This window comes from Kitasatospora sp. NPDC127067 (assembly GCF_042724755.1).
GTDB classification, from domain to species: Bacteria; Actinomycetota; Actinomycetes; order Streptomycetales; family Streptomycetaceae; genus Kitasatospora; species Kitasatospora lactacystinica.
Map to the genome: position 1 here is coordinate 1 of NZ_JBHXEM010000152.1, position 18,787 is coordinate 18,787.

The following is an 18,787-nucleotide window of genomic DNA, read 5'->3' on the forward strand; positions in this document are numbered from 1 at the left end:
GCGGGCGCGGTGTCCCTGTTGACGGCGACGGGGGCGGTGGTGTGGGGGCTGCTGGCGGGGTCGTACCGATGAACCGCGGTGGGGCGCCACCCGTACGGTCACGGGTGCCGCCCCTCGGCGGTCGTCGCTTCGCGCGCTAGATGATCAGGCTGAGCGGCAGGATCAGGGCGATGGCGACCACCGAGATCACCGTCTCCATCACCGACCAGGACTTCAGCGTCTGCCCGACGCTCATCCCGAAGTACTCCTTCACCAGCCAGAAGCCGGCGTCGTTGACGTGCGAGAAGAACAGCGAGCCGGCGCCGATCGCGAGCACCAGCAGGGCCGCGTGGGTCGAGGACATGTTCGCGGCCAGCGGGGAGACGATGCCGGCGGCGGTGATCGTGGCGACCGTCGCCGAGCCGGTGGCCAGCCGGATCAGCACGGCGATCAGCCAGCCGAGCAGCAGCGCCGAGATGTGCCACTTGCCGGACCATTCGCTGACCGCGTTGCCGACGCCCACGTCGATCAGGGTCTGCTTGAAGCCGCCGCCCGCGCCGACGATGAACACGATGCCGGCGATGGGGCCGAGCGACTTGCCGACGGTGTCGGAGATCCGGGCCTTGTCGAAGCCGGCCGCCCTGCCGAGGGTCACCATGCCGAGCAGGGTCGCGGCGAGCAGGGCGATCAGCGGGGAGCCTATGAAGTCGAACACCCGCTGGACCAGCGCCTTCGGGTCGTCGATCACGACGTCGGCCAGGGCCTTGCCGAGCATCAGCACGACGGGCAGCAGGATGGTGGCCAGCACCGCGGCGAAGGACGGGGTGCGGTCGTGCTTGGCCGTCTCCTCGGGGGCGGTGGCCGCCGGGATCTCCAGCGGGCCGACCCAGCGCTCGGCCAGCCGCGCGAACAGCGGGCCCGCGATGATCAGGGTCGGGACGGCGATCAGCAGGCCGAGCGCCAGGGTGATGCCGAGGTCGGCCTTCAGCGCGTCGACCGCGACCAGCGGGCCCGGGTGCGGGGGCACCAGGCCGTGCAGCACCGACAGGCCGGCCAGCGCCGGGATGCCGATCCGCATCAGCGGTACGTTGCCGCGGCGGGCGACCAGCAGCACGATCGGGATCAGCAGGACGACCCCGACCTCGAAGAACAGCGGCAGGCCGAGCACGGCCGCGATCAGCGCCATCGCCCAGGGCAGCGCCTTGTTGCCGGTCCGGGAGAGGACGGTGTCCGCGATGATGTTGGCGCCGCCGGAGTCGGCGAGCAGCTTGCCGAGCATCGCGCCGAGGCCGATCAGCAGGCCGACGCTGGCGACGGTGGATCCGAAGCCCGTGGAGAAGCTGCTCAGCAGCTTGTCGAAGGGGGCACCCGCGACGGCGGCCAGCAGACCGGAGCCGAGCGTGAGGGCGAGGAACGGGTGCAGCTTCAGCTTGGTGATCAGTACGACGATCGCGCCGATGCTGAGCAGCACCGCGATCAGCAGCTGGGAGTCGCTGCTGGTGTGCGGCAGGGCCGGTGGGGCGGCCGCCAGCAGGGTGGGGGCAATGCTCACGCGAGGTCTCCATTGACGGGCCGCAGCAGCGCCACGGCCATCTCGACGAGTTCTTCGGGGGACGGGCCGACGTCCAGGACGCCGCCGCGCTCGTCCGCCGCCAGCGGTTCCAGGGCGGCGTACTGCGAGTCGAGCAGCGAGGACGGCATGAAGTGGCCGGTGCGGTGGCTGAGCCGGTCCTCGACCAGCTCGTGGCCACCGCTGAGGTGCAGGAAGAAGGCGCCCGGGCAGGCCGCGCGCAGGGTGTCGCGATAGCGGTGCTTCAGCGCCGAGCAGGTGACCACACCGCCGGTACCGGCCTCGGTCCGCTCCTTGAGCCAGGCGCCGACGGCGCGCAGCCAGGGGGCGCGGTCCTGGTCGTCCAGCGGGATGCCGGCGGACATCTTGGCGATGTTGGCCGCGGGGTGGAACTCGTCCGCCTCGGCGAAGGGGAGGGCGAGACGGTCCGCCAGCAGGCGGGCCAGGGTGGTCTTGCCGACGCCCGAGACGCCCATCACCACGACGGTGAGGGGGGCCTGCGGGAGGTCGTGGTTCTCGACGCTGAGAGCCATGGGGTGGTGCTCCTTCGTTGCCTGGCCGCCACTATCGCCTCAAAGATATGACGTATTCAAGTGACGGAAACCAAATCGTCATACTTTTGCGATGTGGTCTGGGTCGCAGGGCGAGGTGAAGGCCCACGGAGCGGGCGTCTAGGCTGGGCGGATGGAGATCCAGGGGCTGCCCGGGCGGCTGCTTGCCGAGCTCGGGCCGGCGATCGCGTCGGGGGAGATTCCCGAGGGGGCGGTACTGCGCGGAGAGGAACTGGAGGGCCGGTTCGGGGTGTCCCGGACGGTCGTCCGGGAGGCGGTGCGCGTCCTGGAGGGGATGCGGATGGTGGCGTCCCGGCGACGGGTCGGGATCACCGTGCAGCCGAAGTCGCTCTGGGACGTCTTCGACCCGATGGTGATCCGCTGGCGCCTGGCCGGCGCGGACCGCCCGGCCCAGCTGCGCTCGCTCGGCTCGCTGCGCGTGGCCGTCGAACCGGCCGCGGCCGCGCTCGCCGCCACCCACGCGAGCGACGACGACCGGCGCGAACTCAGCTCACTGGCCGTGGACCTGACGGTCACCGCACGGGCCGCCGACCTGAACGCCTTCCTCGGGCACGACATCGCCTTCCACTCCCTGGTGCTGCGCGCCTCCGGCAACGAGATGTTCGCCCACCTCGGGGACAGCGTCGCGGCGGTGCTCACCGGCCGGACCGAGTACCATCTGATGCCCCATCAGCCGGAGCCGTACGCGATCCGCCTGCACCGCGAGGTCGCGGAGGCGATCTGCGCCGAGGACGCCGTCCACGCCGAGCGGGCGATGCGGACGATCGTGACCGGCGCACTGGAGGAGCTCAACGTCCAGCTGGACTGAACCGGGCCACCGGACGGCGCCGGGCCTGCCGGGACGGCCCGGATGACACGACGGGACGGCCCGGATGACACGATTTGAAGGCAGTTCGGCGGTTTCGGACGCATAGTCCTGGTTCGGCGGGGCAGAGTGAGGCGAGGGGCGCGTTTCGTGTGCACCCGTTCCGTATGCTTCACAGAACACGCGCCACGCGCCTGGGGGTCGCTCGATGTCCGTGCCACGCCGCCGTCGCCGCCGCCTGCCCGACGAGGTGCGCGCCGCCGCAGTCCGGGCGGTGCTCTGCCTGTCCTTCACCCTGGTGGGCGTCGTGGTGGCCACCCTGGCCTCGTACGCGGGCAGTTGGCTGCTGACACCGGCGCTGCTGGCCATGGGGCTCGGGGTGTTCGGCACCATGTGGTGCCTGCTGGAGATCCTGATCTCCCGCCAGGTCGCGGCCCAGCGGATGCGGACGCCGGGCTCCGCGCACCCGACAGCGGGCGGCCGGGGGCCCTCCGAGCCGCTGGCCGCGCGGCCGTTCCCCCGGCCCGGCCCGTCCTCGGTGTACCGGCAGCCGTACGAGTCGCCCCGGCCGCAACCGCCCCAGCCGCAGTCACCGCAGCAGCAGCCGTACCAACCGCCGCAACAGCCGCCGCGCCAGGCCCGGGTGCAGCCCAACCACCCGTAGCGCCGGGCCGATCGGTCAGTCCCGCACCGGCAGCGCCCGGTAGTGGGTGGTGAGCCGGCGGTCCCCGTCCAGGACGTGGAAGGCCACCATCGGCGGGTGGTCGAAGGAGATGCCGCGCCCGCCCTCGAACGGCAGCGTGACGGTGGAGGCCACGCCGGGCGCGATCAGCAGCGGCAGACCGGCGAAGGTGGTGGCCGCGGAGGTGTGCGCGTGGCCGCAGAACAGGGCGGCCACCCGGGGGTGGCGGCTCAGGACCTGCGCCAGCCGCGCCTCGCCGAACTGGCGGATCGGGTCGACGTACGGCAGGTGCAGCTCCACCGGCGGGTGATGGAAGGCCACCAGCGCGGGCAACTCGCCGCGACCGGACGCCAGTTCGGTGTCCAGCCAGTCCAGCGTCCGCTCGTCCAGCAGGCCGTCGTCCTGCCCGGGTATCGAGGAGTCGAGCATCAGCACGTCGGCACCCGGCAGTTGGTGCAGGCGATTGATCGGCCCCTCCCCCGGTGCCTCGCCGAGCAGCACCTCCCGGTACGGCGCCCTGGAGTCGTGGTTGCCGGGGCAGATGAGCACCGGGTGCCGGGAGGCCAGCACCTCGGCGACCTCCCGGTACTCCTCGGGCAGGCCGTGGTCGGCGAGGTCGCCGGTGACCAGCACCGCGTCCAGCGGGCCGGGCAGGGCGTCGAGGTACGCCATCACCTGCTCGGCCCGCCGCCGGGCGCGCTTGCCGCCGTCCCGGCGGTGGACCTGGCCGAGGTGGATGTCACTGAGGTGCGCGATCGTCAGCATGGAGGTCACGCTAGTCAGTTCACGGTCGGACCGGAACCTCTCCCGGCCGAGCGGGCCCGCTCACGTCTGCGCCGGAACCTCCGCGGGGCGCTTGAACATCCGGGTGGCGGTGATCTCGCCGTGGATGGTCGGGCCGTCCGGGTCCGGCGCGGCCGGCAGGCCCGGGCGCAGGTGCTCCTCGACCGAGATGTACTTGAGGCCCGCGCGCAGGTCGGCGTCGTTGCGCAGGCGGATCACGAGCGGGAACTCGGCGAGCGCCGTGGTGTCGAACAGGCCGGTGGTGTAGATCAGCTGGACGCCGAGCGCGTCGGCCACGGCCCGCTGGAGCTCCAGCAGGTAGGTCGCGTTGGCGCGGCCGATCGGGTTGTCCAGGAACAGCGTGCCGGCGTGCCGCAGCTGGGACTGGCCGCGGTCGTTGGCGCGCAGCGCCGCCATCGTGCAGTACAGCGCGATGGCCGCGGTGAGCAGCTGGCCGCCGGAGAAAACGTCGGACATCTGGCCGACACCGACCCGCTCGGCCCGCAGCACCGCGTCGGGCTTGAGGATCTCGACGCTGACGCCCTTGGGGCCGATCGCGGCGGCGACCCCGCGCAGCAGCAGGGACATGCCGTCGCGGCGCAGGTCGCTGTTCTTCTTCACGGCGGCGCGGGTGGCCTCGTCGATGACCTCGCCCAGGCGCTCGACCAGGGTGGCGTGGTCCGGGTCCTCGAAGCGGATCCGCAGGAACTCCTGGCCGGACCACTCCCCCAGGCCCTCGGGCAGCCGGGACAGCCGCTGGGCGGCGCGCAGCGTGGTGAGCGAGGACTCGACCAGGCCGCGCAGCCGGTCCACGATCGAGCCGCGGTTCTTCTCCAGCTGGGCCAGCTCGTCGGTGAGCACCCGCAGCCGGGGCGCGAAGGCCGCGGCCCAGGCGGCGGCGTGCTCGGGCAGCGCGGAGGCGGGCAGTTCCCGGATCTGCTGACGGGCGGGGGTGCGGACGGCCTCGTAGCGGGCCGCGTTGGCGTGCCGGACCAGGGCGTCGGCGGCGTCGCGGACGGCGAGTTCGGAGGAGGACAGCTCGCCGGCGGCGGTGCGCAGCGAGCGGCGGGCCTCGGTGGCGCCGGTGCGGGCGTCGGCCAGCGAGCCCAGGTACGGCTCGACCGGGTCTTCCGGGTCCTCCTGGTGGTCGCGCAGGCCGTCGCGCAGCTGGCCGGCCAACTCGTCGAAGTCGGCGGCCGAGGCCTGGGCGCTGTCGAAGGTGCGCTGGAGGTCGGCGTGGGCGGTGCGGGCGGCGTCCAGGGCCTCGCGGCGCTCGGCGAGTCGGCTGGTGGCGGTGCGCAGCAGGACCTGGGCGTGCTCCGGATCGGTGGGGACGAGGTCCTCGGGCAGTTCGGTGTGCGCCTCGCCGTCGGCGGGGGCGGAGCGCTCGGCCTCGCCGCGCAGCCGGCCGAGCTGCTCGCTGGCGGCGGCGGAGCGGGCCTCGATGGTGGCGACCAGCTCCTCGGCGCGGGCGGCGGCGGCCTGGCGGGCCGGGCCGTCGGCGCCGTCGGGGCTGCCGAGGAGCTCCTCGGCGCGGGTGCGCACCTTGTTGGTGAGGCGGTCGAGTTCGGTCGCGGCGGCGGCCTCGTCGCCCTCGGCGCGGGCCTGTTCGGCGCGCAGGTCGGCGCCGACGCCGACCTTCTCGTACAGCTGGGAGGCGGCGCGGTAGGCCTCGCGCAGTGCGGGCAGCGCGGCGGGGGCGGTCTCGACGGGCTCGTCGGACTGCTCGGCGGCGGGGATTTCGGCGCGTTCGGCGCGCAGCGCGCGGGCCGTGCGGCGGGCGTCGTCGGCGGCGCGCTGGGCGGCCCGGCGGTCCTCGTCGCAGGTGCGGGCGCGCTCGGCGCACAGCACCTGGCGGCGGTCGCACTCGGCGGCGTCCTCGGCGAGTTCGCGCTGGCGGCGGGCCCAGTTGCCGCGCTCGCGCAGCCGGAAGGCGAGGCCGGAGAGGGCGTCGGCACGGCGGCGGGCGCGCTGGGCGGCCTCGCGGTGCTCCTCGTGGACGGAGGCGGCCGCGGCGTGGTCGGTCTCGGCCTCGTCGTGGTCGGCGCGCAGGGTGGCCAGGGCGGCGGCGGCCTGCTCGGCGTGCTCGCGGGCGGCCTCGGCGGCGGCGGCGAATTCGGCGAGGGTGCCGGGCGGGCAGCTGGCGTGCCAGGAGGCGAGGCGGGCGGCGAGGGCGCGGTCGGCGCCGAGGCGGCCGGCCAGTTCGCGGATGTGCTCCTCGCGGGCGCTCGCCCGGGCGCGCAGTTCGCGGCGCTCGCCGTCGGCGGCGGACTCGTCGTGCATGGCCGGGTTCGGCGGGACGAGGAAGAAGGCGGGCTCGTCGGTGATCGGGGCGATCAGCGAGGCGGCGGCGCCGACGGCGACGGTGGAGCGCGGCAGCAGGGCGGCGGCCTGCAGGGCCTCGCGGGCGCGTTCCAGCGAGGACGGGTCGGTGACGACCACGCCGTCGACCAGTTCGGGGCGGGCGGCGAGGATCGCGTCGTGGTCGGCCGGGTCCACGGACTGGGCGAGGTAGCGCCAGCCGGGCAGGGCCGGGATGCCGTGCTCGGCGAGGTACTCGACGGTGGCGAGCACGTCCGGGCCGGGCGGCAGCAGACCGCCGTCGCCGAGGGCGGCGAGGATGCGGGAGTCGTCGGCGGCGGCCGTGCGGAGGTCGAACAGGGTGCGTTCGGCGGTGGCGATGGACTCGTCGAGGAGTTCGCGCAGGTACTCGGCGTTGCGGTCGAGCACGGCGGGGGTGAGGAAGCCGGCGTCCTCCTCGGCGCCCTCCTGGTAGGGCGTGAGGGAGAGCAGGTCGGCGAGGCGTTCCTCGGTGGCGAGCAGGGCGGCGGTGCGCTGCTCGGCGGCGAGGGAGCGGGCGGCGTCCTTGCGGGCGTCGCCGGCCCGCTCGGCGGCGAGTTCGGCGCGCGAGGTGGCGGCGGCGGACTCGCGCAGCCGGGCGGCGGCGGACTCGGCGGCGGCACGGGCCTGGGCGAGCGCGGCGGCGGCGGCCTTCTCGACGTCGGCGGCGTGCAGCGCGGCGCGGGCCGGGTCCACGTCGCCGTCGGCGTCGATGAAGCCGGCCGAGACGGCGGCCTCGGTCTCCTGCTCGACCTCGGCGAGGCGCTGGCGCAGGTGCTCGGCCTCGCTGCGGGCCTTCTGGGCGGCGGTGGCGGCCTCGGTGGCGTCGGACTGCGCCTTGCCGCCGTCCTCCTGGAGTTCGCCCGCGCGCTCCTCCTCGGTGTCGGCGCGGGACTCGGCGGCCGCGGCGGCGGCCTCCAGGGCGCGGGCCAGGGCGGTCGCGGCGCGGGCGCGGGCGGCGAGCGCGGGGGCGGCGTCCAGCTCGGCCTCGCGGATGGCGGCGGCGACCCGGGTGACCCGGTCGGCGGCGGCGCGCTGGCGCAGCACCGCCTCGGCGGCCTGCCAGGCGGAGTGCAGGGTGCGGGCGTCGATGAGTTCGCGGCGCAGCGCGGCGGCCTCGGCGGTGGCCGCGGTGAGGCCCAACGTGGCGTGCCGGTGGGTGAGTTCGTCGGTGATCAGGCTGTGCCGGGTGCGGTCGGCCTCGGCGGCGGTGACGGCGCTCGCGGCGGCGGCGACCTCGATGGCGAGGTCCTGGGCGCGGTCGCGTTCGGCGGTGGCGCGGGAGGCGAGGGCGTGGGCGAGGCGGCGGGTGCGGCGTTCGGCGGTGCGGTGGGCCTCGCGGACGGTCTCGCGGGCGGTGGTGGTCTCGGCGATGCGCTCCAGCAGGTCCAGCGAGCCGGCGGTGAAGTCGCGTTCGGCGGTGAGTTCGGCGCGGCGGCCGAGCTTGGCGGCGAAGCCGTGCACGAGGTCGGCGAGGCCGTCGGTGTCCCGGGTGTCGGTGACGGCGCGCAGCAGGAGGTCGGTGAAGTCGCTGTCGTGCTTGACCGCGAAGAGGCCGGCCGCCTCGCCCTCGTCGGCGTTCATCTCGCGCTGGTAGCGGAAGAGTTCGGGGTCGAGGCCGAGTTCGCCGAGGTGCTCGGTCCAGCGGTCGTGGCCGTCCTCGAAGACCAGGTCGAGGTGGGGGTGGGCCTTGCCGGCCTCGGTGAGGGCGTCGCGGAAGCCCTTCATGGTGCGGCGGCGGCCGCGGGCCTTCTGGTCGCCGGCCAGGCTGACCCGTTCGGCGACCGGCAGCGAGTCGAGGGTCAGGCCGGCGCCGGGGCGGAAGGAGTACCAGGTCTCGGCGAACTTGCGCGGGTCGGAGGAGACCTGGCGGCCGCGCCACTCGCTGACCTTGCCGACCACGATCAGCTCGCCCGTGACGGTGTGCTGCCACTCCAGGGCGACGTGGCCGCAGTCGTCGGCGAGCAGGAACTTGCGCAGCACGCCGGAGCTGGCGCCGCCGAGGGTGTTGCGGTGGCCGGGGAGCATGACCGAGAAGATCAGCTTGAGCAGGACCGACTTGCCGCCGCCGTTCTCCAGGAAGAGCACGCCGGCGGGGGCGGGGCGGCGGACCGGGCCGTCGGTGTCCTCGCCGAACAGGCCGATCTGCTGCGGGGCCGGGTCGGTGACCGGCTCGCCGACGCCGCGCAGGTCGAGCACCGTGTCGGCGTAGCGGGCGCCGGCTGGTCCGATCGAGTAGAGGCGGACCCGGTTGAGCTCGTACATGTGCGGCGGTTCTCCGTGGCTTGCGTGGCGTGAGGGGTGGGCGGCGGGCCGGTTCGGGGCGGGTGGGCCGGGGGCCGGCGCGGTGCTCCGGGACCGGGTGCGCCCGGCGGGAGGCCGGCGCGGTGGGCTCGGAGCGGGTGGGCTCTGCGCGGGTGGGTTCTGGGCGCCGGTGCTCGGAGCGGGTGGACTCCGGGCACCGGGGTTCAGAGCGAGTGGAACGGCAGGCCCGCGTCGGCGACCAGTTCGTCGCCGGTGTCCGGCGGCAGCAGGCTGGCGGTGCCGTCGGAGACCGGGACGATGCCGAGGTCGAGCAGTTCGGCCATGGCCGCGCTGCCCGCCAGGTCGCGCACCTGGAGCTGGTAGCGGGCGGTGGTGCGGTAGGTGCCGCCGGAGTCGTCGGAGACCTTCTGGAGGAAGCCGGAGTCGACCAGGAACAGCACGGCCTTGGCGACGATGCCGATGGTGGAGCCGGAGAGCCGGCGGGCGTCCTTGGTGGCGCCGGTGGCGGTGCGCCGGGCCCAGACCCGCCAGGCCGCCTCCAGGCCGGGGGCGTCGGAGGCCGGGTCGGTGTTGGCGCCCTCGACGTCGGCCTGCTCCTCCAGGCGGCGGCAGGCCTGGCGCACGAAGGAGTCGACGCCGTTGACGGTGATCCGGCCGAGGTAGCCGTCGTCGGCGAGGTCCTCGGGGCGGGGGAAGGCCATCGCGGCGACGGCCAGGTGGGCCAGGCCGTGCAGGAAGCGGTCGGTGGACTCGGAGGCGGCGCGGCGCGAGTAGTCGCCCATCCGGACGGCGAACAGCGAGTCCTCGGCGGCGGCCACGGCCATGCCGGCCCGCGGGGAGACCTCCAGGACGACCAGGCCCATGCCGGTGGCGACGGCGTCGGCGAGCCGGGCGAACGGCGGGTCCTCGCGGTGGCGGCGCACCAGCTCGGCGTACTCGGCGTCCCGGGCGGGCAGCAGCTTGGCCTGGAGGCCGAATGAGACCAGCCGGGCGGCGTCCGCGACGTCGGCCGGGGTGATCGGCGCGGGGGCCGCGGGTTCGCCCTCGGTCGCCCAGGACGTGTCGTGGTGGGTCGTCACGGGCGGTGCTCCTCGGGGGTGGCGCGGTGGTTACGGTTCGTCAAGGTTGGTCCCGGCAAGGTGTGCCTCCCGGCCGGTCAGCCGGCGTCCTTGCGGTCGGCGGCCATGCCGACCGCATCGAGCAGGGCGCTGCCGACGATCAGGTCGGCGCCGCCGAACTCCGGGTCGTGCAGCGGGGTGCCGTCGTCCACGGCGAACAGCAGCCGCTCCTCGCCCTGGCGGTAGGCGGTGCCGACCGGCGGGCTGGCGGCGTGCACGGCGAGCAGGGCCAGCAGGTACGGCAGGTCCGGGTCCTGCTTGCGGGCGTCGGCCAGCAGGCCGGAGAGCCGGCGGGGGGCGTCCGGGGGCAGGTCGAGCAGGACCATCGCGGACTCCAGCTGGGCCTCGGAGAACCGGCTGTCGTCCGGGGTGGCGACCAGGTCGGGGTCGGGCAGCTCGGCGCCGAGGTGCTCGCGTTCGACCGGCGGGGTGAGCAGCAGGTCGACCAGGTCGGCGACCCGGACCGAGACCGGGGTGCGCAGGCCGGCGCCACGGGCGAAGAAGGCGCCGGTGGGGCGGACGGCCTGCTCCACCGGCAGCCGCAGCACGGGGGCGAGCAGCTGCCCGTAGAGGTCGATGCCGCTGCGGGCGCCGGGGGCGGCGAAGGCCTGCCGGTCCTGCTCGGCGCGGAACAGCGGGCCGGCCTCCAGCAGGCGGGTCTGGAGCTGGGTGTGGCGGCGGATGCAGTCCTTGACGATGTCGACCAGCTCGGCGGCGCGGCGCTTGTGCTCCGGGTCCTCGGCCTCGTCGCGGGCCTTGCGGATGTTGGTGAGAATCGCGTTCTCGTGCCGGTAGCGGTCCGCGATGTGGTCCAGCGCCTCCGCGATGAGGTCGGGAACGGCGCGCATCCAGTCGACGGCGCGGACGTTGCGGCGGGTGGCGTCCAGGGCGCGGCGCAGCGTCTCGGCGTACTGGACGGTGCGGTAGCGGGCCTGCTCGGCGGCGAGCTGGGCGTCGGCCAGGCGGCCGCGGCGGATCAGCACCTCCAGCTTGACCTCGGCGGCGATCTGGGCCGAGGTGACGTCGGTGTCGAGCGCGCCGACCAGGACGTTGACCGCCTCGTCGGTGGTGCGCAGGTAGACGCCGCCGTCCGGGCCGGGGACCTCCTCGATCAGCTTGAAGTCGTAGTCCCGGCGGACGTACTCGCCGTCCGCGCCGAAGGTGCCGTAGACGGCGCGGAAGCCGCGGTCCACGCTGCCGACGTTGATCAGCGACTCCAGCACCCAGCGGGCGACCCGCTCGTGCTCGGCGGCGGGGCGGCCGGTGGCCTGGACGGCGACCCGGGGCAGCAGGCGGGCGAGCACTATGTCGCGGTCGGCCCCGGTGTCGAAGTCCATGTTCAGGGTGACCAGGTCGATCGCGGCGAGGCCGACCTCGGCCATCGCGTAGCCGCCGTACTCGCCGGCCAGGTTGACCTTGCGGTTGTCCAGGTCGTGCAGCGGGGCGGTGCAGGCCAGCGCCTTGAGCCGGCGGGCCAGGCCCTCGTCGGCGGCGGGGCCGGGCGCGGGGCGCGCGGCGGCCGGGCCGGCGGGCGGGCGGAGGCCGGGCTCGGTGAGCGGGTCTGCGATGACGGTCACGGAGGACAAGATTAGAGGTTCGCACCGACATCGACCGAAACGGACCTTGCGGGCGGGCGGAGCGGCAGGTGGACGACGGTACGGGTGACGGATTCAGAACGTGATTTCGACGAGATCCCGCCATTCCCGAACCGGCATTCGAGAAAAGCGTGAGGGAGGCGCGCTTGTTCGGTGATGATCGACCTATGATCACCCGACTGGCCAAAGCGGGCCTCGCCGCCGCGCTGTCCGTGACCACCTTCGCCACCGGCGCCGCCCTCGTCACCGACGCCACCGCCGCCGCGGCCGCCCCGGCCGCGACGACGTCGACCTCCGCCCAGCACGTGACCGTGTCGCAGAGCGGGAACTACCCCGGCGGGTTCTTCACCACCGGGAACATGTCGGCGGGCTGGACCTCGTCCGGCACCGCGGACCTGACCGGCCCGACGCACTTCACCGTCGACCTTCCGCCCGGCGTCACCACCGACGGCGCGATGTTCTACTCCACGCCGTACGACTACACCTTCAGCTCGACCCTCTCCCCCGACGGCCGCCACCTGGAGGCCGTGCTGAACGGCACCCGGGTGGTCGGGAAGTACGAGTTCATGAAGCTCAGCCTGCGCACCACGCCCGGCGTGCCGATCGCCGGCGTGATCACGGTGACGGCCGCCAACCCCAACGACACCGACGCGACCGGCCACATCTCCCGCTACGACCTCGGCACCCAGAGCCTCCTGCCGGCGACCGTCCAGGCCGCCCCGGCCGTCACCGGCCTCGGCACCACCACCGGCCCCGGCGCGGGCGGCACCGCGGTGACCGTCAGCGGCACCAACCTGGTCAACGGCATGGTGCTGGTCGGCGGCGCCCCGGCGCCCGGCAGCTGCACCGACACCGCCTGCACGGTGACCACCCCGGGCGGCTCGGGCAGCGCCCCGGTCACCGTGGTGACGCCCGGCGGCACCGCCGCGGCCCCGGCCGCCTTCGACTACACCGGCGCCCCGCCGCCGGCCCCGGCCGCCCCGGCGGTCAGCAGCCTGTCCCCCGCGTCCGGTCCGGCCGCCGGCGGGGCCAGGGTGAACGTGATCGGCAGCAACCTGGCGTACGGGACGGTGGCCTTCGGCGGAGTGCCGGCCACGCACGTCTCCTGCGGCCCGTCCTTCTGCACGGCCACGGCCCCGGCGGGCACCCAGCCCGGGGCGGTGGGCGTCACCGTCACCACGGCGGGCGGGACCAGCGCTCCCGTGACGTACACCTACACGGCGTAACGGCCGCGGGCGGCGTTCCGCCCGCCACCGGTGCCCGGGCTCCACGGAGCCCGGGCACCGGTGCGTTCCGGGGCGGCCCCGGCCACCCCTGCCCCACCCCACCCGAAATGCGAGTTGAACACGTTCAAAAGATAGGTCTAGAGTCGGTTCCGCGCAGGTCGGACGAGGCTCCGCCTGCACTTCGGCATGCTCGGCATGGAGGTGGGCGAAATGGACGGCGACCCCGCGGTCATCCTTCGCAAGGTCCGACGGTGGCTCTGGTTCTTCCTGGTCTGCCTGGTGCTCAGCGGTCTGACCGCGTTCCCCCTGGAGACCGAGACCCGCTGGCTGGCCGACTTCGCCTCCGGGCCGGCCGCCCCGCTGAGCGACCACCTCCCGGCAGCGACGGCCTGGCTCGAACGGGTCCACACCGGCCTCGCCGAGACCAACGGGCGCTACCCCTTCCTGGCCTACGGCACCGACTGGCTGGCCTTCGCCCACCTGGTGATCGCCGCCGCCTTCTGGGGGCCGCTCAAGGACCCGGTCCGCAACATCTGGGTGATCCGCTGGGCCGTGCTCGCCTGCGGAGCCGTCATCCCGCTCGCACTGATCTGCGGGCCGCTGCGCGGGATTCCACTGGCCTGGCGATTCGTCGACATGTCGTTCGGAGTCTTCGGCGTCGTACCGCTGCTGATCGTGCTGCGGGCGCTGCGTCCACTGGAGCGCACCTTCCGCGCACCGGTGACCACCGGCTGAGTCCGGGCGGTCCGCGCCCGCTCGCGCCCCGGCGCGACCCCGTGAGGCGCCGCCCCGGGGCGTGCGGCCCCGGGCACACGCCGCGGCGCCCGCGGGGCTCCGGGTCACGGGCAACGGCCTTCATCCGCAGGCCCTACCATCTGGCTCAACAGCTGCTGGGAGGCGGACGGGCGTGGCCGATGCGGTGATCGATCTCAATGCGGACCTCGGCGAGGGGTTCGGACGCTGGACCCTGACCGACGACGAGGCCCTGCTGTCCGTGGTGACCAGCGCCAACGTCGCCTGCGGGTTCCACGCCGGGGACCCGTCGACGATGCGCCGGGTCTGCGCCCTGGCGGCCGAGCGCGGCGTCCGGATCGGCGCCCAGGTCTCCTACCGCGACCTGGCCGGCTTCGGCCGCCGCGCGATGGACGTGCCCCCGGAGGAGCTCGCCGACGAGATCGCGTACCAGATCGGCGCCCTCCAGGTGTTCGCCCGCGCGGCCGGTTCCAAGGTCTCCTACGTCAAGCCGCACGGCGCCCTCTACAACCGGGTGGTCGGCGACTCCGAGCAGGCCGAGGCCGTGGTGGCCGGCGTGCTGCGGGCGGGCGCGGTCTGCGACGGGCCGCTGCCCGTGCTCGGCCTGCCGGGCTCGCTGCTGCTGGAGGTGGCCGAGGGCGTCGGGCTCCCGGTGGTCGCCGAGGCCTTCGCCGACCGCACGTACACCCGCACCGGCACCCTCGTCCCGCGCCGCGAGCCGGACGCGGTGGTGCACGACCCCGAGTCGGTGATCACCCGCGCCGTCGCCATCGCCCGGGACGGCACCGTGGAGGCCGCCGGCGGCGAGCGGATCGCCGTCGAGGCCCGCTCGCTGTGCGTCCACGGCGACACCCCCGGCGCCGCCCAGCTCGCCTGGCGGATCCGCGGCGCCCTGGCCTCCGCCGGGGTCCGGGTGGAGGCGTTCACGTGACAGCCCCTCGCGTACCCGGCCCCGACGCGACGGCGGGGACGGTGCGCCGGGTCGGCGAGCGGGCGCTCCTGGTCGAGCTGCCCGGGACGGCCGAGGTGGCGGCGCTGTACGGCTGGCTGAGCGAGCGCCGGGAGGCCGGGGCGCTCGGCGCGGTGGAAGAGCTGGTACCGGCCGCGCGCACCCTGCTGCTGGACGGCGTCGCGGACGTCGGCGCGGTGGCGGCGCTGCTGCGCACCGCCCGTCCGGCGACGGCCGGAGCGGCGCGCGGGCCGCTGCTGGAGGTCCCGACCGTGTACGACGGCGCCGACCTGGCCGAGGTCGCCGCACTGTGGGGGGTGTCCGAGGAGGCCGCCGTCCGGATCCACACCGGATCCGAGTACGTCGTCGCGTTCTGCGGCTTCGCCCCCGGCTTCGGCTACCTCACCGGCCTCCCCGCGCGCTACGAGGTGCCGCGCCGGGCCACCCCGCGCAGCTCCGTCCCGGCCGGCTCGGTCGCCCTGGCCGGCCCGTACACCGGCGTCTACCCGCACCCCTCCCCCGGCGGCTGGCAGCTGATCGGCCGGACGGCGCTCACCCTCTGGGACACCGACCGCGAGCCCCCGGCCCTGCTGGCGCCGGGCACCCGGGTCCGCTTCACGGCTTCACGGCGGAACGGGCCCGGGGGGAAGCGGAGTTGAACGAACTGGTAGTGGAGCGGCCCGGGCCGCTGACCACGGTCCAGGACCTCGGGCGGCGCGGGGTCGCCCACCTCGGGGTGCCGAGGGCCGGGGCACTGGACGAGCCGGCGCTGCGGGCGGCCAACCGGCTGGTGGGCAACGAGCCCGGGGCCGCCGGGCTGGAGACCACGCTCGGCGGGGTCGCGCTGCGGGCCGTCGGAACGGCGCTGGTCGCCGTCACCGGTGCACCCTCGCCCGTCCGGGTGGCCGGCCGGCCGGCCGCCTGGGGCGCGCCGGTGGTGGTGCCGGCCGGGGCGCTGGTCGAGGTGGGGGCGGCGACGGCCGGGGTGCGCGGCTACCTGGCGGTGGCGGGCGGGATCGCCGTACCGCCGGTGCTCGGCAGCCGCTCGGCGGACCTGCTCTCCGGGCTCGGGCCGGCCCCGCTGGCCGCCGGGGACCGGCTGCCGGTGGGCGCCCCGCCGCCGTACCGGGCCAGGCCCGAGCTGGTGCCGCTGCCCGGCCCCCCGGCCGAGCTGGTGCTGCGGCTGCGGCTCGGACCGCGCGCGGACTGGTTCGCCCCGGAGGCGGTGGCCCGTCTCGGCCGCGACCGGTACCTGGTCTCCCCGACCGGCAACCGGGTCGGGCTGCGCACCGAGGGCCCGCCGGTCGCCCGCGCCAGGGACGGCGAACTGCCCAGCGAGGGCATGGTGTTGGGCGCCGTTCAGATTCCGCCGGACGGGCAGCCGGTGGTGTTCCTGGCCGATCACCCGACCACCGGCGGCTACCCGGTGATCGGCGTCGTGCCGGCCGGCGACCTCGCGGCCGCCGCACAGGCCAGGCCGGGGACACCGGTGCGCTTCGTGCCCCTGCGCGAGCACTGAGCGGAAGCACCGAGCGGGAACGCCGAGCAGCAGCACCTCGCAGGCGCGGACAGCCCGGCGGGCTCCCCGGTCAGCGCCCCAACAGCACCTCGGCGACGGCACGTTGGGCCGGGTCCAGCTCCGCCCCGCCCTCCTCGGCCACCCAGACCGCGTTCTGCAGCACCCGGGCGAGCGTCCAGGCCGCCGCCACCTCGCGGTCCAGCTCCAGCACCTCCGTCAACAGGTCGAAGCGCCGCCGCAGCGCCCGGGTTGCATCCCCGGTGGCCACCACGTCCTCCCAGCGGTTGCGCAACGCCGGGAGCAGCTCGAAGCCGGGGTGGCCGGCCAGCGGCTTGGGGTCGATGGCCAGCCAGGACGCCCGGCCGCTGCCCGGGAGCGGGGCCAGCACATTGCCGTAGTGCAGGTCCCAGTGCAGCAGCCGGTCGCCGGGATCGGCGCGGACCTCGCACAGGGCGGCCGCGCAGTCGGCGAGCAGGCGCCGCTCCACCGGGTCGGCGAGGGCGGCGACGGCCGCCGGGGCCCGGTCGAGCAGGTCGCTCGCCGCACCCGCCAGGGTCCGCAGCCCGGAGGGCGCCTGACGTTTCGTCAATTCCCTGAGCAGTTCGGCGATCACGCGCAGCGCCGCGAGGTCGTCGGGCAGGTCGAGCAGTGAGCGCCCGGGGTCCAGCCGCTCCAGCAGCAGGGAGCCGGTGGCCGGTTCGTGGTCGAGCAGCCGCACGGCGCCGCGGCCGTCCCAGGCCCGCAGGGCGAGCGGTTCGCCCACCGTCTCCTCGTCCACGGGCTGGAGCTTGAGCACGGCCGGCATCCCGTCGGCGCGCAGCACCGGGAGCACCAGCCCGACCACGCCGTGCGCGACCGGCCCGTCCGGGCGCAGCTCCCAGCGGTCCAGCAACTCGCCCGCCAGCGTGGGCAGTCGGGCCACCCAGGCGCGCCCCTCGGCGCCGAGGAAGCCCTCCAGGGACGCGGCCAGCGCGGGCGGGACCTCGACGGACATGGGGCGGGCTCCTCTCGGACGGTCCGCCCCAGCCTACGACGGGCGGCGGCCGGCGCCTCCCCCGCTCACCCCTGCCCGAGCGCCCGCGCCGCGGCCTCCGCGAAGCCGTCCGGGTTGTCGAGCATGATGTTGTGCCCGCAGTCCGGCACCGCGACCACCCGTACGCCCGCCGCGCGGAGGGTCCCGGCGCCCGCCGGCTCGCCGTCCGCCGCCGGGTGGAGGAAGGTGCGCGGGAGGTCGAGGCCGAGCAGCAGCTCGCGCATGGTCGGTTCGGTCGCCCGGGCGAGGTAGCGGGCGCTGCGGTGCAGCGCCTCCGGGCCGGCCAGCCGCATGGTGGACCACCAGAACGGGCCGACCCGCTCGGCGACTTCGTCCCGGCCGCCGGCCAGGAATTCCTCCTCGGCGTAGGCCGCGATGCCGCTGCTGCCGGGGTGGCGCCGGTCGGGGTCGACCCGGTCCAGGTTGGCGTCCACCAGGAGCAGCCGTTCGACCAGGTGCGGGTGCCGCTGGGCGAGGACGATCGCGACCGCCCCGCCCATGCTGTGGCCGATCACCTCGACCCGGGCCGCCCCGGCGGCAGCGACGGCCGCCGCGACCGCGTCCGCGTGCTCCTCCAGGGTGTAGCCGAAGTCAGTCGGCCGGTCGCTGAGGCCGAAGCCGAGCAGGTCCAGCAGCAGCGAGCGCCGCCCGGCGAGCAGCGGGTGGGTGGCGGCGGCCGCGAAGTAGGCCGGCGAGGTGGCGCCGAGCCCGTGCAGGTAGAGCCGGGCCGGCTCGGCGCCGGGCAGCTCGACCCAGCGGATCCGGTCGCCGTTCGGGGTGACGGGGGCCTCGCGCATGCTCACTCGCTCCTTCTCCTGGGTGTGCCGGCTCCGGGGACTCCGGCGGACGACCAGGACCATACATCGAAGTCGAGGTATAGCGATAGTGAGATACCCATGCCCCGAGGGAAGGATCTGAGAGAGTGGCCCCATGCTGAAGCTCGCCATCCTCGGGTTCCTGTACGACCGCCCCCTGCACGGCTACGAGCTGCGCCGCCACCTCGCCGCGCTCACCGGCCACGTCCGCCCGATCAGCGACGGCACGCTCTACCCCGCGATCAAACGCCTGGAGACCGACGGCCTGCTGGTCCGCGAGACCGAGCCGGGCAGCGCCGCCGCGCCCCGGCACACCCTGCACCTCACCGAGGCCGGCCGCACCGCACTGCTCGACCGGCTGCGCGAGCCCGAGCCGCTCGACGTCAGCGACGAGAACCGCTGGTTCACCCTGCTCGCCTTCCTGCGGCACCTCGCCGACCCCGCCGACCAGGCGGCCGTACTGCGCCGCCGACTGGCCTTCCTCGCCGAACCGGCCAGCTTCTTCTACGAGGGCGACCGCCCGGTGGGCGCCGAGGAGTTCGCCGACCCGTTCCGGCGCGGCCTGCTGCTGGTCGCCCGCGCCACCACCGAGGCCGAACTCGCCTGGCTGCACGCGACCCTGGCCGACCTGGAGGGCAGCCCGCGCTAGACCGGGGCCGCACGCACCGCGGCCGACGACAGGCCGGGGCCCGCACGCACCGCGACCGACGGCGGATCGGGCCCCGCACACGCCGCGGCCCCCGCCCGCCCAACAAAGGTCGGCGCGGCGCGCCGGGCCCAGGC

16 protein-coding genes are annotated in these 18,787 nt (G+C 75.4%); 8 read left to right on the forward strand and 8 right to left on the reverse strand.

Annotated features, from left to right (window positions below; all coding sequences use genetic code 11):
• Nucleotides 1–136: 136 nt before the first annotated feature.
• Both ACFWJ4_RS36210 and ACFWJ4_RS36215 read right to left on the reverse strand, forming a co-directional pair.
• Nucleotides 137–1,525: a gluconate:H+ symporter gene (locus ACFWJ4_RS36210; RefSeq protein ID WP_380552211.1), complete on the reverse strand. Its 1,389-nt coding sequence runs from the start codon at nt 1,523–1,525 to the stop codon at nt 137–139.
• 2 nt (nt 1,526–1,527) lie between these two features.
• Nucleotides 1,528–2,082, reverse strand: a complete 555-nt coding sequence (locus tag ACFWJ4_RS36215) for a gluconokinase (protein ID WP_359911122.1) — start codon at nt 2,080–2,082, stop codon at nt 1,528–1,530.
• 151 nt (nt 2,083–2,233) lie between these two features.
• On the opposite strand from ACFWJ4_RS36215, the gene ACFWJ4_RS36220 reads away from it, so the two are divergent.
• On the forward strand, nt 2,234–2,929 hold the full coding sequence (locus ACFWJ4_RS36220) for a FadR/GntR family transcriptional regulator (RefSeq protein WP_380552179.1): 696 nt from the start codon (nt 2,234–2,236) through the stop codon (nt 2,927–2,929).
• A 205-nt stretch (nt 2,930–3,134) separates the two neighbouring features.
• Nucleotides 3,135–3,590, forward strand: coding sequence for a hypothetical protein (locus tag ACFWJ4_RS36225; RefSeq protein WP_380552182.1), 456 nt, complete (start codon nt 3,135–3,137; stop codon nt 3,588–3,590).
• 15 nt (nt 3,591–3,605) lie between these two features.
• Here ACFWJ4_RS36225 and ACFWJ4_RS36230 read toward each other — a convergent pair whose 3' ends face one another.
• The 4 genes from ACFWJ4_RS36230 to ACFWJ4_RS36245 form a co-directional block, all read right to left on the reverse strand.
• Complete coding sequence (locus tag ACFWJ4_RS36230; protein ID WP_380552185.1) at nt 3,606–4,373, reverse strand: metallophosphoesterase; 768 nt, start codon at nt 4,371–4,373, stop codon at nt 3,606–3,608.
• Nucleotides 4,374–4,433: 60 nt separating this feature from the next.
• The gene (locus ACFWJ4_RS36235) at nt 4,434–8,996 is read right to left on the reverse strand and encodes a hypothetical protein (protein ID WP_380552188.1); all 4,563 of its coding nucleotides are present in this window, start codon (nt 8,994–8,996) and stop codon (nt 4,434–4,436) included.
• Between the two features lie 203 nt (nt 8,997–9,199).
• Nucleotides 9,200–10,075: a hypothetical protein gene (locus tag ACFWJ4_RS36240; RefSeq protein WP_380552191.1), complete on the reverse strand. Its 876-nt coding sequence runs from the start codon at nt 10,073–10,075 to the stop codon at nt 9,200–9,202.
• 77 nt (nt 10,076–10,152) lie between these two features.
• Nucleotides 10,153–11,682, reverse strand: a complete 1,530-nt coding sequence (locus tag ACFWJ4_RS36245) for a hypothetical protein (RefSeq protein WP_380552214.1) — start codon at nt 11,680–11,682, stop codon at nt 10,153–10,155.
• 194 nt (nt 11,683–11,876) lie between these two features.
• On the opposite strand from ACFWJ4_RS36245, the gene ACFWJ4_RS36250 reads away from it, so the two are divergent.
• From ACFWJ4_RS36250 to ACFWJ4_RS36270, 5 genes are all read left to right on the forward strand, one after another.
• Entirely contained in the window at nt 11,877–12,935 is a 1,059-nt protein-coding gene (locus ACFWJ4_RS36250) for an IPT/TIG domain-containing protein (RefSeq protein ID WP_380552194.1), read from the forward strand.
• A 210-nt stretch (nt 12,936–13,145) separates the two neighbouring features.
• The gene (locus ACFWJ4_RS36255; protein WP_380552197.1) at nt 13,146–13,670 is read left to right on the forward strand and encodes a hypothetical protein; all 525 of its coding nucleotides are present in this window, start codon (nt 13,146–13,148) and stop codon (nt 13,668–13,670) included.
• A gap of 172 nt (nt 13,671–13,842) precedes the next feature.
• On the forward strand, nt 13,843–14,619 hold the full coding sequence (locus ACFWJ4_RS36260; protein WP_359911098.1) for a 5-oxoprolinase subunit PxpA: 777 nt from the start codon (nt 13,843–13,845) through the stop codon (nt 14,617–14,619).
• Entirely contained in the window at nt 14,616–15,296 is a 681-nt protein-coding gene (gene pxpB / locus ACFWJ4_RS36265) for a 5-oxoprolinase subunit PxpB (RefSeq protein WP_380552200.1), read from the forward strand. Before ACFWJ4_RS36260 ends, pxpB begins: the two co-directional genes overlap by 4 nt.
• Entirely contained in the window at nt 15,293–16,156 is an 864-nt protein-coding gene (locus ACFWJ4_RS36270; protein WP_380552203.1) for a biotin-dependent carboxyltransferase family protein, read from the forward strand. The genes pxpB and ACFWJ4_RS36270 overlap by 4 nt, the downstream gene beginning before the upstream one ends.
• A gap of 70 nt (nt 16,157–16,226) precedes the next feature.
• On the opposite strand, the gene ACFWJ4_RS36275 is transcribed toward ACFWJ4_RS36270, so the two are convergent.
• Entirely contained in the window at nt 16,227–17,150 is a 924-nt protein-coding gene (locus tag ACFWJ4_RS36275; RefSeq protein WP_380552206.1) for an aminoglycoside phosphotransferase family protein, read from the reverse strand.
• Between the two features lie 65 nt (nt 17,151–17,215).
• A complete protein-coding gene (locus ACFWJ4_RS36280) occupies nt 17,216–17,986 on the reverse strand; it encodes an alpha/beta fold hydrolase (RefSeq protein ID WP_380552209.1) in 771 nt (256 codons plus the stop codon).
• A gap of 133 nt (nt 17,987–18,119) precedes the next feature.
• Between ACFWJ4_RS36280 and ACFWJ4_RS36285 the strand changes: the two genes are divergently transcribed.
• The gene (locus ACFWJ4_RS36285) at nt 18,120–18,653 is read left to right on the forward strand and encodes a PadR family transcriptional regulator (RefSeq protein ID WP_359911083.1); all 534 of its coding nucleotides are present in this window, start codon (nt 18,120–18,122) and stop codon (nt 18,651–18,653) included.
• Nucleotides 18,654–18,787 lie beyond the last annotated feature (134 nt).